The 12,637-nt window shown below is 65.3% G+C and carries 15 protein-coding genes; 7 read left to right on the forward strand and 8 right to left on the reverse strand.

The window, feature by feature from the left end; genetic code table 11:
* The first annotated feature begins 82 nt into the window (after positions 1 to 82).
* The 5 genes from egtB (at position 83) to IIB36_01865 (ending at position 4,600) form a co-directional block, all read left to right on the forward strand.
* Positions 83 to 1,381 (forward strand): ergothioneine biosynthesis protein EgtB, encoded by a 1,299-nt coding sequence (gene egtB, locus IIB36_01845; GenBank protein ID MCH7530488.1) that lies wholly within the window; start codon positions 83 to 85, stop codon positions 1,379 to 1,381.
* Positions 1,378 to 2,337: a TIGR04348 family glycosyltransferase gene (locus IIB36_01850; GenBank protein ID MCH7530489.1), complete on the forward strand. Its 960-nt coding sequence runs from the start codon at positions 1,378 to 1,380 to the stop codon at positions 2,335 to 2,337. The genes egtB and IIB36_01850 overlap by 4 nt, the downstream gene beginning before the upstream one ends.
* A gap of 34 nt (positions 2,338 to 2,371) precedes the next feature.
* Positions 2,372 to 3,925 (forward strand): trypsin-like peptidase domain-containing protein, encoded by a 1,554-nt coding sequence (locus IIB36_01855; protein MCH7530490.1) that lies wholly within the window; start codon positions 2,372 to 2,374, stop codon positions 3,923 to 3,925.
* 125 nt (positions 3,926 to 4,050) lie between these two features.
* Positions 4,051 to 4,338, forward strand: coding sequence for a BrnT family toxin (locus tag IIB36_01860; GenBank protein MCH7530491.1), 288 nt, complete (start codon positions 4,051 to 4,053; stop codon positions 4,336 to 4,338).
* 46 nt (positions 4,339 to 4,384) lie between these two features.
* On the forward strand, positions 4,385 to 4,600 hold the full coding sequence (locus IIB36_01865; protein MCH7530492.1) for a BrnA antitoxin family protein: 216 nt from the start codon (positions 4,385 to 4,387) through the stop codon (positions 4,598 to 4,600).
* 58 nt (positions 4,601 to 4,658) lie between these two features.
* Here the strand turns inward: IIB36_01865 and IIB36_01870 are convergent, their stop codons facing one another.
* Complete coding sequence (locus tag IIB36_01870) at positions 4,659 to 6,020, reverse strand: mercuric reductase (GenBank protein ID MCH7530493.1); 1,362 nt, start codon at positions 6,018 to 6,020, stop codon at positions 4,659 to 4,661.
* A gap of 96 nt (positions 6,021 to 6,116) precedes the next feature.
* On the opposite strand from IIB36_01870, the gene IIB36_01875 reads away from it, so the two are divergent.
* Together IIB36_01875 and IIB36_01880 are read left to right on the forward strand one after the other, a co-directional pair.
* Positions 6,117 to 7,034, forward strand: a complete 918-nt coding sequence (locus tag IIB36_01875) for an ABC transporter ATP-binding protein (GenBank protein MCH7530494.1) — start codon at positions 6,117 to 6,119, stop codon at positions 7,032 to 7,034.
* Positions 7,035 to 7,039: 5 nt separating this feature from the next.
* On the forward strand, positions 7,040 to 7,780 hold the full coding sequence (locus IIB36_01880) for an ABC transporter permease (GenBank protein MCH7530495.1): 741 nt from the start codon (positions 7,040 to 7,042) through the stop codon (positions 7,778 to 7,780).
* Between the two features lie 21 nt (positions 7,781 to 7,801).
* Here the strand turns inward: IIB36_01880 and IIB36_01885 are convergent, their stop codons facing one another.
* The 7 genes from IIB36_01885 to IIB36_01915 all read right to left on the reverse strand — a co-directional run bounded on the left by IIB36_01885 (position 7,802) and on the right by IIB36_01915 (position 12,471).
* On the reverse strand, positions 7,802 to 8,230 hold the full coding sequence (locus IIB36_01885; GenBank protein ID MCH7530496.1) for a VOC family protein: 429 nt from the start codon (positions 8,228 to 8,230) through the stop codon (positions 7,802 to 7,804).
* Positions 8,231 to 8,373: 143 nt separating this feature from the next.
* The gene (locus IIB36_01890) at positions 8,374 to 9,153 is read right to left on the reverse strand and encodes an SDR family NAD(P)-dependent oxidoreductase (protein ID MCH7530497.1); all 780 of its coding nucleotides are present in this window, start codon (positions 9,151 to 9,153) and stop codon (positions 8,374 to 8,376) included.
* A gap of 5 nt (positions 9,154 to 9,158) precedes the next feature.
* Positions 9,159 to 10,517: an FAD-binding oxidoreductase gene (locus tag IIB36_01895; protein ID MCH7530498.1), complete on the reverse strand. Its 1,359-nt coding sequence runs from the start codon at positions 10,515 to 10,517 to the stop codon at positions 9,159 to 9,161.
* On the reverse strand, positions 10,510 to 11,397 hold the full coding sequence (locus tag IIB36_01900) for a decaprenyl-phosphate phosphoribosyltransferase (GenBank protein ID MCH7530499.1): 888 nt from the start codon (positions 11,395 to 11,397) through the stop codon (positions 10,510 to 10,512). Before IIB36_01900 ends, IIB36_01895 begins: the two co-directional genes overlap by 8 nt.
* Positions 11,398 to 11,510: 113 nt before the next feature.
* On the reverse strand, positions 11,511 to 11,687 hold the full coding sequence (locus IIB36_01905) for a hypothetical protein (protein MCH7530500.1): 177 nt from the start codon (positions 11,685 to 11,687) through the stop codon (positions 11,511 to 11,513).
* The gene (locus IIB36_01910) at positions 11,684 to 12,268 is read right to left on the reverse strand and encodes a hypothetical protein (GenBank protein MCH7530501.1); all 585 of its coding nucleotides are present in this window, start codon (positions 12,266 to 12,268) and stop codon (positions 11,684 to 11,686) included. The genes IIB36_01905 and IIB36_01910 overlap by 4 nt, the downstream gene beginning before the upstream one ends.
* Complete coding sequence (locus IIB36_01915) at positions 12,265 to 12,471, reverse strand: hypothetical protein (protein MCH7530502.1); 207 nt, start codon at positions 12,469 to 12,471, stop codon at positions 12,265 to 12,267. Before IIB36_01915 ends, IIB36_01910 begins: the two co-directional genes overlap by 4 nt.
* Positions 12,472 to 12,637: the final 166 nt, after the last annotated feature.

Genomic DNA, 12,637 nt, shown 5'->3' on the forward strand with positions numbered 1-12,637 from the left:
GAAACCTGGGATGCCGGCCCAGGGGAGGGCCCACCCCGATCGACCCGTTATGATTGGCTCGTCCCCTCAGACCCGAGGATGAATGAGCGTATCGACGGAACAGCTTCGCGATTGGACCGAGGATGCCCGAGCTCGGACGTTCTCGATGGTGGACGATCTCGACGACGACCAGATGCAGGTGCCGTATCTGCCCACGGTGAACCCGTTCCTCTGGGAGCTCGGGCACGGGATCTGGTTCCAGGAATATTGGGTGTTGCGTCACGCGCTCGGCGGGACGCCGTTGATCGACGACCCGGATCACCTGTTCGACTCGACATACGTCGGACACGAGATGCGTTGGCATATGAAGATGCCCGATCGAGCCGAAGTGATGCGGTATGGGCAGCGAGTGCGGGACGCCGTTCTCGAGAAGCTCGCCGGCGGGGAACCCAGTCCCGAGCTGCGCTATTTTGTCCTTCTGTCCGTGTTCCACGAGGACATGCACCAGGAAGCGTTCTGCTACATGCGGCAGACGCTCGGCTACTCGCGGCCCAGGTGGCTCGGCCCGCCGCCCCCTCCGGCGGAGCACGCCTCGGCTGATGGGGACGTCGAGATCCCCGGTGGCCAGGTCGAAATCGGAGCGAGCAGGGACGAGCCGTTCGTCTTCGATAACGAAAAGTGGGCGCATCCGGTCGACATCGAGCCGTTCCGCATCGCACGCGCGGGGGTGACGCAGGCTCAGTTCGTCCAGTTCGTGGAGGACGGCGGCTACCGGCGGTCCGAGTTGTGGAGCGATCGCGGTTGGCGCTGGAGGCAGGCCTCTGGCGCCGAGTCCCCGGTCTATTGGCAACGCGCAGACGATACCTGGCAACGTCGCGTGTTCGACTCGTGGCGCGATCTCGAGCCGGACCTCGCGGTCAGTCACGTCAACTGGTACGAAGCGGACGCCTGGTGCCGCTGGGCGGGGCGGCGCCTGCCGACCGAGTCCGAGTGGGAAGTCGCCGCGACGGCCGAGGTTGCGTCCGACGCCTTCACTGGCTCCCGACGCGAGTACCCCTGGGGCGACGCGCCCGAGCCGGGCGTCGAGAGGGCGAACCTCGACGGAAGCGGTGGCGGGCCTTGGCCGGTCGCGGCGGCGGCGGCCGGCGATACGCCCGCTGGCTGTCGCCAGATGCTGGGCAACGTCTGGGAGTGGACAGCCAGCGACTTCCTTCCGTACCCGGGCTTCGTGGTCGACCCCTACGAGCAGTACTCGAAGCCCTGGTTCGGATGTCGCAAAGTTCTGCGGGGAGGCTGCTGGATGACACGCACCCGCATGCTGCGCCCGACCTGGCGCAACTACTTCACGCCGAATCGGCGCGACGTGTTCGCGGGCTTCCGCACCTGCGCGATGTCGCGTTGAACGTCACCCTAGTCAGCCCCGCCGGGCCGACATCGCTGGGCGGGAATAAAACGACAGCGGTGCGCTGGCAACGGCTGCTGGAACAGCTCGGTCACACGACGGTCGTGCTTCGGAGTTGGCAGGGCGAGGACGCCGATGTCCTGATCGCGCTGCACGCGCGAAAGAGCTTCGATTCGATTCGCAGGTACCATGAGGAACGACCGGGAGCGCCGCTTGTCGTCGCCCTCACCGGCACCGATCTGTATCGCGACCTGGACCGGGGCGACGAAGTGCCTCGCGCTCTGGAGATGGCGACCCGCGTTGTGGTTCTGCAGCCGGCCGCGCTCGAACGCCTACCGCCGGCTCTGCACGGCAAGGTTCACGTAATCCTACAGTCAGCCGAGCTCAAACGCTCAATCACGAGGACCGCGTCGGACCGGTTCGAAGTCTCGGTGCTGTCGCACCTCCGCGAGATCAAGGATCCACTCCTTGCCGCGGCGGCGACCCGGCACCTACCGGAGACCTCGCGTATCGTCGTCCGGCACGCCGGCGCGGCGCTCAACGAGGAGCTCGGCAGGCAGGCGCGCGCCGAGACCGACGCCAACCTGCGCTATGAATGGCTTGGCCCGCTCCCGTTCGACCGGGCCCGAGAGCTGCTCGCGAGCTCCCGACTGCTGGTACTCAGCTCGCGCGACGAGGGCGGAGCCAACGTGGTCTCGGAAGCGATCGTCGCAGGGGTGCCGGTACTCTCAACCGACATCCCCGGGTCCAGAGGGTTGCTCGGTGACCACTACCCCGGTTACTACGCGGTCGGGGACGATAGAGGCCTCGGGAGCCTCTTGTTGCGAGCCGAGTCGGAGCCCGCGTACCTGGCGGAGCTCAAGGAACACTGTAGGCGGTTGCGGCGGCGTTTCGCTCCAGAGGGCGAGCGGGCTGCGTGGCGTGAGCTCCTCACAGGCGTTCTCTCCACGCGATAGCGATAGATTCTGTCTGGCGCACGCAGGGGGCACGATGAGACACGACCAGCACGCAGGGCCCGGGGCAGGTGACGGCCCGATTCCGGCTGTGGTGTTCCTTTCGGGCAGTCGACGGGGTGAGACGCTGCGTCTCAGGGGTGACACGCTACGAGTGGGGACGGACCCTGACTGCGAGATCCGGATTCCGGCCGACACCGAGCCGATGCCCCTCCCTCACCACGCGACCCTCGAGCGTCGCGGTCATTCCTACGAGATCAGCAGCATGCCTGGAGCTAGGATCTGGATCAACGGGGAGCTCCTGGAGCGCCTCGTTCTGGCCTCGGGCGACGTCCTGGAGATTGGTCGCGACGGGGCGGTTCTTCGGTTCCGGTTGTACGACAGTGACACGCTACCGTACAAGTCTCTCACAGACGTCTTCTCGGACTGCGCGGAATGCGTCCGTGCCGAGCGAGGCGCCCTTCGGAAGGCGGGCGTCCTCGTTACGGTGGTTCCCAGGGAACTGGCAACGCGCACGACGCGCCGTTTTAGGGCCTTGACGGTCCTGGCGCTCGCGGCGATCGCTATCACGACCACCATCACCGCGCGGCGCAGCACGCTGATCGAGGCTCAGCTCCTCAGCCAGATCGAACGCTTCGAGGATATCTCCTCTCTCGCAACGCAGGCTTCGGCGGTGAGCACGGAGGAGTTGGGCGAGGTGCTGGCGGAGCTGCGCACGACCGGCGAGCGGGTCGAGGCTCTCGAGGCACGGAACAGCGCGACCGCCCGCGTGATCGAGAGTGCGGCCGGCGCAACACTCTTCATCCAGGGCAGCTACCGGTTCATCCAGCCCGAGAGCGGCCGGCCGCTGAGAATGATCGCCGGGCCTGATGGACACCCACTGAGGAATGCCCTGGGTCACCCGGCTCTTACCGTGGACGGGGACGGCCCGCCCTTCGAGATCTTTCTGACCGGAACAGGATTCGTCGTATCGTCGGACGGGCTCGCGCTGACGAACCGGCACGTAGTTCTGCCCTGGGAGTTCGATGCGGCCGCCCGCGCGCTCCTCGAGTCCGGTTTCGTCGCTGAGTGGAGCCGCATGGTCGGATTCCTCGCAGACGGATCTGAGGCCCACGACCTCCAGCTACGTGTAGCGTCTGACGACGCCGACCTCGCCGTGGTGCAGGTACTCGGCGTCGAGGGACGCGTGCCCTTCATCGAGCTTGCCTCCGAGCCGCCATCGGCCGGCGACCCGGTGATCGTCATGGGTTATCCGCTCGGGCTCAAAGCGCTCATGGCGCGTAGCGACGCCGACTTCATCGACCGTCTTCGTCGGGAGGGGATCGCGGACTTCTTCGAGCAGGCTCAGCGAATCGCCGCGGCTGGGTTCATGAAACCCTTGGCGACGCGGGGCATCGTCGGACAAGTCACGGCCGCCAGCGTCGTCTACGATGCGGAGACCACGAGCGGTGGCAGCGGTGGGCCGGTGCTGTCACTGGACGGTCGCGTCGTCGCGGTCAACTCGGCGATTCTGCCCGAGTTCGGCGGGTCCAACCTCGGTGTACCTGTCGCCAAAGCCCGGGCCTTGATCGAGCGATTGACGGGCGGCTGACACCGGCCCATGTCGCCATCCAACCGCCCGGTCATCCAGTCCACGTTCTAGGGCCACGCACTCGGAGGGATCGCCCTGACGGATCCCTTGGAGGGGGTTGCGTATATACAAATACATATACGATCTTGGAAATCGAATGGGATCCGGAGAAGAGCGATCGGAACGTGCGGCTGCGCCGCTTCGATTTCGCCTTCGCGTCTCAGATCTTCGAAGGGGAACACCTGAAAGAGGTTGACACCCGCCGGGAGTATGGGGAACGCCGCGTGCGAGCCATCGGGCTCGCTGACGGGCTTCTGCTCACCGTCGTGTACACCGATCGGGACAGCAGCGACGGGGGGACCGTACGGAGAATCATCTCAGCACGACGGAGCAACAAGCGTGAGCGAGAAGAGTTTCGCCGGGCGCGCGGCTAAGAGACGCCCTACTCGGGGCTACGCGGACCTGGACTACCTCGACGCCATGAGCGAAGAGGAAATCATGGCGACCTCCCCACCCGAACTGGCGGACCTCCCCGACGACTTCTGGGACGGCGCGGTACTGGTATCTGCGAAGGAACCGATCTCGCTACGTGTCGACCAGGACGTACTCGCATGGTTTCGCAGCGAGGGGCCGGGCTACCAGACCCGAATGAACGCGGTGCTTCGCAGCTACATGGACCGGATCAAGACCCGCTGAACTCATGATGGGTCACAGCAGGAGCGCAGATCGGGAGCGCCCGTCCTCAAGCTGACGTTCAAACCGGCTCGAGCGTGTCCAGTATCCAGGGCATGAGCTCGGATATGGTCGGGTGGACAAGAACTGATTTCCGGTAGCTCGTGCACGGCAGTCCACTGTACATGTACGCGGCGAACATATTGATGATCTCGTCGCCACCAGGCCCCAAGATCGCCGCCCCAAGAATCCGATCCGTATCGCCGTCGACCAGGAGCTTGGCGAAGCCGAGCGTCTCGCCCATCTCCTTGGCGCGGTTGATTCGAGACATCGGCCGCGTGGCCTTCAGGACGTTGTGCCCCTGCGCTATGGCCTCCTTCTCAGTCATTCCGACTCGACCGAGCGCAGGGTCGATGAACAGTCCGTAGACGGGGATCCGGTCCGACAATCTCCTGTTGCCGCCGCGCATCTGGTCGAGCACGATTTCGGCGTCGTTGACCGAAGTGTGTGTGAACGCACCGTGGCCGTTGATGTCGCCGACAGCGAACACGCCCTCCGCGCTCGTCTGGCAATAGTCGTCGACCACGATGAAGCCCCGGTCGTCGAGCTCGATCCCGGCCGCTTCGGCGTTGAGCAGGTCCGAGTTGGGAACCCGCCCCACCGCCACGAGCAAGTGAGACCCCCTCAGCAAACGCTCCTCGCCACCCTGGATGATCGCGACCGAAACTCCATCACCGTCGGTGGCAACGTTCTCCGCGCTCGAGTCCAGGCAAACTTCGATGCCCTCGAGTTCCAGAATGTCCTTGATGGACGCCGCAACATCGGCATCTTCTCGAAACACGAGTTGAGATCCCCGCTCGATGATGGTCACCTGCGCTCCGAACCGTCGAAAGATCTGACTGAACTCGAGTGCGACGTAACTCCCGCCCAGGATCACCAGATGCTCCGGCACCTCAGTCAATTCCAGGATTCGACCGTTGTCCAGCCAAGGCACGGCATCGAGCCCAGGGATCTCGGGCACGAGCGGGCGGGCTCCGGCATTGATATAGATTCGATCGGCCGTGATGCTCTCATCGCCGACACGAATCTGCCGCGGACCCTCGAATCGACCCCAGTCCTCGAAGAGCGAAACGCTCTCTGCCGAGGAGATCCACGAAACCATCCCTGTGTTGTCCCGAATGGCGTTCATGCGAGCCCGAACGGCAGTGTAGTCGATCTCGACTCCACTCGTCTTGACGCCGTATTCCGATCCTCGTCGCGCCATATGCGCTACCTTGGCGCTGGCCACGAGAGCCTTCGTCGGCGTGCATCCGGTGTTCACGCAGGTGCCGCCAATCCGGTCTCCTTCGATGACGGCGATCGAGTCTCCGGTTGGCAGAAGGTCGCCCAGTAGGGTGCCCGTTGCCTGGCCGGTCCCTAGGAGGACGTGTTGGAAATGGCGCATGACTGAGACTCCAGTGTCGTGGGTTCGTCACGATACCCAACGGCCACGTACGGAGCAAAGGATGAACATCCCGCCGCATGCGCCCGTAGGGCAGACATGATCGATCCCGTCATCCAAGTCACGAACCTTAAGAAACGGTACGGCTCCACCATCGCTGTGGCGGGCGTCTCTCTGGAGGTCCGCCGGGGGGAGATCTTCGGCCTGATCGGGCCCAACGGCGCCGGCAAGACCACGACAATGGAGTGCGTCGAGGGCCTCAGGAAGTGGGACGAAGGCAGCGTTTCAGTGCTCGGTCTGGATCCGCGCAGGGACGCCCGCGCACTCCAGGAGCGCATCGGCGTGCAACATCAGGAGGCGCAACTCCAGAAGCGGATCAAGGTCTGGGAAGCGATCGACCTCTGGTCCACTCTCTATACAAGTGTGGTCGACACGGAGGCCCTCCTGGATCAGCTCGGTCTGACCGAGAAGCGCAACGCGTGGTTCATGACACTCTCGGGTGGACAGAAGCAGCGACTCTTCGTCGCGCTCGCTCTGATCCACGATCCGGAGGTCGTCTTCCTCGACGAGTTGACCACCGGACTCGACCCTCAGGCCCGACGCACCATCTGGGATCTCATCAACGGAATGCGCGATCGTGGCAAGACTGTCTTCCTGACGACCCACCTGATGGAGGAGGCCGAGCGCCTCTGTGATCGCGTGGCGATCATCGAGCACGGCAAGTTGATCGAGATGGGCACGCCTGAGGAGTTGGTGCAGCGGCATTGCCCCCAACTTGGAGTCGTATTCTCCAGCGAGGGCGACGGGGTGCGGGACCGGCTGGAGAGGATCGCCGGAATCGACAACGTTGCCCGTGACGGGGAGACCTACACCCTCCTGGGCACCGGCGACGATTTCGTAACCGACGTCATCCACGCGATCGCGACGGAAGGGATACACGTCACTGGATTCCGCACGGAGCTCCCCAACCTGGAAGACGTGTTCTTGAAGCTCACCGGCCACCGGATTCGAGACTGACCGCCATGCTGACCGGACTCTGGAAGCTGACCTGGGTGGAGATCAAGGTCTTCATGCGCGAGCCGATGGGGGTGATTGGGACGCTGGGGCTCCCCGTCTTCGTCTTCCTGTTCGTCAGCAGAGGGCTCGGCGACTCCCAAGCCTCGAACGCAGCCGAAGCACTGCCCTTCAACGTCGCGATCCTGGCCGCGCTCGTCATCGCGGTCGGAGCCGCGCTCTCGCTCGTCGCGATCATCACGATCTATAGGGAAGGCGGCATCCTGAAGCGGCTGCGCGCCACGCCGTTGTCACCGCTGACGATCCTGGGGGCCCACGTCTTCGTGAAGCTGATCTTCACGGTGGTCGGAATGGGCCTGTTGGTGCTCGCGGGTCGCCAGTTTTTCCCCGGCGCCCTCGACGTGAACCTGTGGAGCTTCACCGTGGCGCTCCTGCTGGGAACGCTGAGCATCCTGTCAGTGGGCTTCGTGATCTCGAGCATCGTGCCGACCGCTCGCTTCGCACAGCCTATTGGCAGCATTCTGCTCTATCCGATGATCGCCCTTTCCGGTCTGTTCTTTTCCATCGACGCGCTCCCGACCGGCTGGCGTGTGTTCGCGAATATACTCCCCACGACACACGCGGTGGCACTGATGCAGGGGATTTGGGATGGCGCGGGTTGGGGGGCGCACTGGGTCAACGTGTTGGGATTAGTAGCCGTCTTCGTGGTGTGCAGCGCGGTGTCGACAAAAACGTTTCGCTGGGAGTGACGCTCGCCAGTGCGTTCCTCGCTAGCCCCCAGACGAAATCGTCAGCAGGAACCCGTCTGGATCCACCAAGTCGAACGTGCGTGCACCCCAGGGCATGTCGGCAGGCTCGCTCGCGATCTCACCACCCCGCGACTTGATCGCCGCGGCCACATCGTCCACGTCCTGGGTGGTGCTCAAGTAGAGCCGTAGCCCCTGCCCCTTCACGCGGTCCCGACCCTTTGCCCAGTCGTCCTGCGAGAGCATCAATCGCGCAACACCCGCAACGAGCGCCGCACCCCGCACCTCCCCCTCGTGCTCGAACTTCTCCGCGATCGTGAAGCCGAGGACGTCGCAGTACCAGGACAAGCTCGCCTGGAGGTCGTTCACGGTAATCCCGGGAGCGATGGAGCTGAGTCGGAGAGTTTCGGGTTGCTGGCGTTCCGGGGCAGAAAGCTGTGTTTCGTCGCTCATGTTCTCTCCAAGCGGTCAGGGTCGTTCTCGACTGGATAGGTGTACCGATCAAGATAGGTCGACCCGACCATCGCCTGCCAGGCTGCGGCACGGCCGTTGTGATGGGACGCAGAGCCCGGAGAGCTGTCTGGAGTCGGGCGCAACTAGCGCGGCATCCGCCCTCGAGCCATGCGGTCGAGCAACCGCTGAGGCAGAAGTCTCAGAACCGCCGCCAGCACGCGTATCAGCGGTGGCGCATAGAGAACCGTCGCTCCGGGGCGGCCCACCGCGCGGGCTACGCGCGCAGCGATCACGTCCGGAGTGCTCGCCAGCGGAGCGGGCGCCATGCCCTCGGTCATGCGCGTGTGCACGAAGCCGAGCCTCACGGTGAGCACACCGACTCCGCGTTCCTCGAGTGCACCCCCGAGTCCGCGAGCGAAGGCGTCGAGGCCCGCCTTACCCGCACCGTACGTGAAGTTGTCTCGGCGGGGCCGGAGCGCGGCAATCGTGGATAGCACTACCAGCGTGCCCTGCCCTCTCTCGGCCATCTGATTGGCGAGCGGGACCATGGCGGAAACGGTGCCCGTCAGGTTGGTCTGAAGCGATCGAGCGGCCTCAGCGCCGGACCGCTCGGACGCGAGCTGGTCCGGCAGAACGCCGTGCGCGAGTATCACGACGTCGAATGGTCCGTGCTCATCGTGAAGCGCCGCCGCCCACGCGTCATGGCTGTCGGTCTCCAGGGCATCGAAGTCGACGACGGAGACGTTCGCCACGTGATCCGAGAGATCACGCGCCGCCTGGTCACGGCTGCCCCCGGGCCTGCCTGCGAGCACCACACCGCTCAGCTCCGGATGTCGGCCCCGGAGCGCGCGCACGATCGCCCGCCCGATCTCGGATCCGCCACCTACGACCAGTACACGCTCGACGGCACCTCGATTCGCCATCTCGGCTACCAGCTCAATCCGAGTCGACGACCCAGGTCCGTGGACAGCCGACCGTCCGGGTCGAGCCGATCGCGCACCGCCCTCCATTCTTCCAATCGCGGATACATCTCGGTGAACACCTCTCTCGGTAGTCGCGCATCCTTTGCCAGGTAGACGCGGCCACCCGCCCTCAGCACCTCCCGATCGCACTCGCCGAGCAGATCGTCCAGCGCACGGCCCACACAGGGCAGGTCGACGGCCAGAGTCCACCCCTCCAAGGGAAAAGACAAGGGCCCCAGGCTCGACGGGCCCATCTTCTTGAGCACCGCCAGGAACGCAGGCACCGGAGACCTCCGGAGCTGCTGGACAACGGTCGCCAACGCCTCTTCGGCTCCCAGCGGGACCACGAACTGGTACTGTTGAAAGCCTCGACTTCCATACAGTCGGTTCCAATTCCGAACGCCATCCAGCGGAAAGAAGTAGCTCTCGAGGGACTCGATGCCTTCTCCGGCCTGCGCGACGGCCCGGCGGTACCACAGCTCGTTGAAGAGCGACCCTGTCAGGCGCGTCAACAGCCCGTCGGGTACGGTCTCAGGGACATCGAAGCCGGCGCGACTCGCGAGCCCGTAGACGGCCCCGTCACGGACGTCTGCGGGCTCAGCGTGTCGGCCCTCCATCAGGATGCCGCGAAGCGGAGCGCGCGGCCGAACGAGCAGGTCCACCCAGGCGACCGAGTACGGGAAACCCGCGCTCGGATCGGCAAGCTGACTCAGGAGCGAGTCCAGGCCACTCGTCGGCGTCCGTTTCACCACGATCGCACCCGTCGACACCCGCACGAGCTGCAACTCGATCTCGGTGAGCAGTCCCGTGAGACCCATCCCCCCTGCTGACGCCCAGAAGTACTCGGGCTCTTGCTCTGGTGTTATCCACCCTTGCCAAGCCGGCGCCACTAGACGCGCGCCCGTGACGTGCGCGGAAAGCGTGCCCACCTCGTGATGGTTCTTCCCATGAATGTCCGCGGCTAAGGCGCCCCCAACCGTGACAGAGGCGGTCCCCGGAACGACGGGACAAAACCAGTCGTCGCTCAACACGGTGGCGAGCAGCGCACGGAGCTCGATGCCCGCGCCCACCCGGATTCGCCCTGTCGAGCAGTCGAAGTCGAAGACGGTGTCGAGTGCCGTGAGATCGATCACGCCGCCACCTTCGTTCCCGGCGGCATCTCCGTACGAACGCCCGAGTCCTCGCGCAGCGACCGTGCCGACCGAGTCGTCGCGGAGTAGCTCGGCGACCTCTTCGGAGGACCTTGGTATTGCCCTGCGGGCCCTGCCGTACGAGTCCCGACCCCATCCACTCAGCCGGACGGGGCGACTCCACGCATCAGCCACCGGAAAAGACGTACACGCCGAGCGTGAACACGACGACCCACGAGATCACGAAGCTCAGCAGCAGGCCGTCCTGCCGTAGGATCTTGTCCGGCTGCTCGCCGGATCCGGACGCTGCCACCTGGGAATAACGGAAGAGGCAAAGCGCGAACGGGATCGCGGACAGGAGCGCCCACGGCTCCGACGCGACTCGTGAATCGCCGGTGAAGGTCCAGAGCAGGTATCCGATCAACGCCACGGAGAGCGTCGACGAACGAATGAGGTCGAGCAGCTCCTTGCTGTACTCGCTCAATACCGGGCGGGAGTGACCCTCACCCGAGTGAGAGAGCTCAGCGGCCCGCTTGGTCGCGACCACGTGGAGCGACACGGTGCTGATCACGATCAAGAACCAGGGGGAGGCCGGCACGCTCGCGGCCTCGGCACCCGCGAGCGCGCGCAGCACGTAACCCGACGACACGCTGAACAGCTCGAAGAGCACGACGTGCTTGAGCGCGAGGCTGTACGCGGCGTTGATCGTCAGATAGGCGGTGATCACGAGTGCGAGGTCGTCGAGCCCGGTCGCGAGCGGCAAAGCGACCGCCCCTGCCAGCAGTAGCGCTGCGACAACCAGGGCCGGCCCGACCCCCAGGGCGCCACTGGCCACCGGGCGGCCGCTCTTCTCTTCATGCTGGCGGTCGCTCTCCCGGTCCCGAACGTCGTTGAACAGGTAGCCGCACGACGATGCGAGCACGAACGCCACCAGCGCGATAAGCGAATCCCGCCAGCCCGAGCCACTCGACAACACTCCCGCGGCACCGGGCGCCGCGAACACCAGCAGGTTACGCGGCCACAGCGACGGGCGAGCGGAGCGAAGCAGAGGTCCAACGAGTCCGTTCTCGCTCATGGAGCTCCGGGCGTTCGGTCAGTCCAGCAGTCCGTGCGTGACCTTGAAAGCTCTCACTCCTCCAACGAGTTGGCCAACGCCCGGATGTCTCCACGGCGTTGTCGTGCCGGACGTCATCGCCCCCGGCGGGCCTCGCGCGCCTGCTCGAGAGCGAGCTCGATCTTCCATCGCCGTCCCTCCTTCCAGATGCCGACAACCTTCCTGGTGTCGTGGATATCGGTCGTCGGATCGCCCTCCACCAGTACGACGTCGGCACGAAGTCCTTGGGCGACGCGGCCTCGTCCACTCAATCGGAACGCGTCGGCAGTAGCCGAGGTCCTGCCTCATGCACGGCACGCACACCGGCAAACGCGTTCGCCATCGACAGCATCGTCCCTTCTCGCACTGGAAAGCCGAGGACCAGGTTGTCGATCTCATGGCGCGCGAGCCGTGGGCCCAACACCGAGTCCGCGATGATCGCCGCTCCCCCCTTGATACCCACCACTCCTTCGAGAACCGTGAGGGTCGGCACCAGAAAGACACCCGCGTCGGCAACGAGCGCGCCGAAGTCCGGGTCGGGCATGCGATCCAGGAACGTGTGCACGAGACCGTCGGCGCCGGCCTCGACCGCCAGCCGTGCGAACTCGTAGTGGCCGACGTGCACGACTGCCAAAACCCCGCGGGCATGGGCAGCATCGATCGCGGCTCGAAGAGTAGCCTCGTCGAGTGTGGGCAGCGGCGTGCCAAACGTGCTGCCGTCCTCGAGCACGAGCTTGATGTAGTCCGCCCCCTCCGCGATCCGCGCGTCGATGAAATCTTGTGCGTCGGCGGGATCGGAGAGCGTCGGGATGGGGACCTCGTATTGGGTCCCGTGCCCGCCCGGCGCGGTCACCAGGATGCCGGCCGAGAACAGATCAGGGCGGTCCGCCGAGCGGCCCGTGGGGCGATCTGCGCCACCAAGCCACTTTCGAGTACGACGGTCGCACTCGGGATGACCTCGTCTCCGTCGAAGAGCCGCACGTTCTCGAAGATCGTCGGTGCCCAGATCTCGAGCGTGTCGGCCGGTTGTGTCTGTTGTCCCGTGCCGGGCGCCACACCGAGCCAGCCACAAAGGACCAAGCGACTAGGGCCGCCCCCTGCATCACTCTCGGCACTCGCGCGCCGCGTCGTCTCACCGCTCCACGGATTGTGCGGACGTGGGCTGCTGGAGCGGTCCTAAGAACGACACGCGGGCGACGGGACATTGGCGAATCACTCTCGG

It is taken from the genome of Gemmatimonadota bacterium (assembly GCA_022560615.1).
Classification (GTDB): Bacteria; Gemmatimonadota; Gemmatimonadetes; order Longimicrobiales; family Gaopeijiaceae; genus UBA1138.

Coding starts and splice junctions, on each gene's coding strand:
- egtB (MCH7530488.1), top strand. CDS start 83: ATGAGCGTATCGACGGAACAGCTTCGCGATTGGACCGAGGATGCCCGA.
- IIB36_01855 (MCH7530490.1), top strand. CDS start 2,372: ATGAGACACGACCAGCACGCAGGGCCCGGGGCAGGTGACGGCCCGATT.
- IIB36_01865 (MCH7530492.1), top strand. CDS start 4,385: ATGAGCGAAGAGGAAATCATGGCGACCTCCCCACCCGAACTGGCGGAC.
- IIB36_01870 (MCH7530493.1), bottom strand. CDS start 6,020: ATGCGCCATTTCCAACACGTCCTCCTAGGGACCGGCCAGGCAACGGGC.
- IIB36_01875 (MCH7530494.1), top strand. CDS start 6,117: ATGATCGATCCCGTCATCCAAGTCACGAACCTTAAGAAACGGTACGGC.
- IIB36_01880 (MCH7530495.1), top strand. CDS start 7,040: ATGCTGACCGGACTCTGGAAGCTGACCTGGGTGGAGATCAAGGTCTTC.
- IIB36_01885 (MCH7530496.1), bottom strand. CDS start 8,230: ATGAGCGACGAAACACAGCTTTCTGCCCCGGAACGCCAGCAACCCGAA.
- IIB36_01890 (MCH7530497.1), bottom strand. CDS start 9,153: ATGGCGAATCGAGGTGCCGTCGAGCGTGTACTGGTCGTAGGTGGCGGA.
- IIB36_01900 (MCH7530499.1), bottom strand. CDS start 11,397: ATGAGCGAGAACGGACTCGTTGGACCTCTGCTTCGCTCCGCTCGCCCG.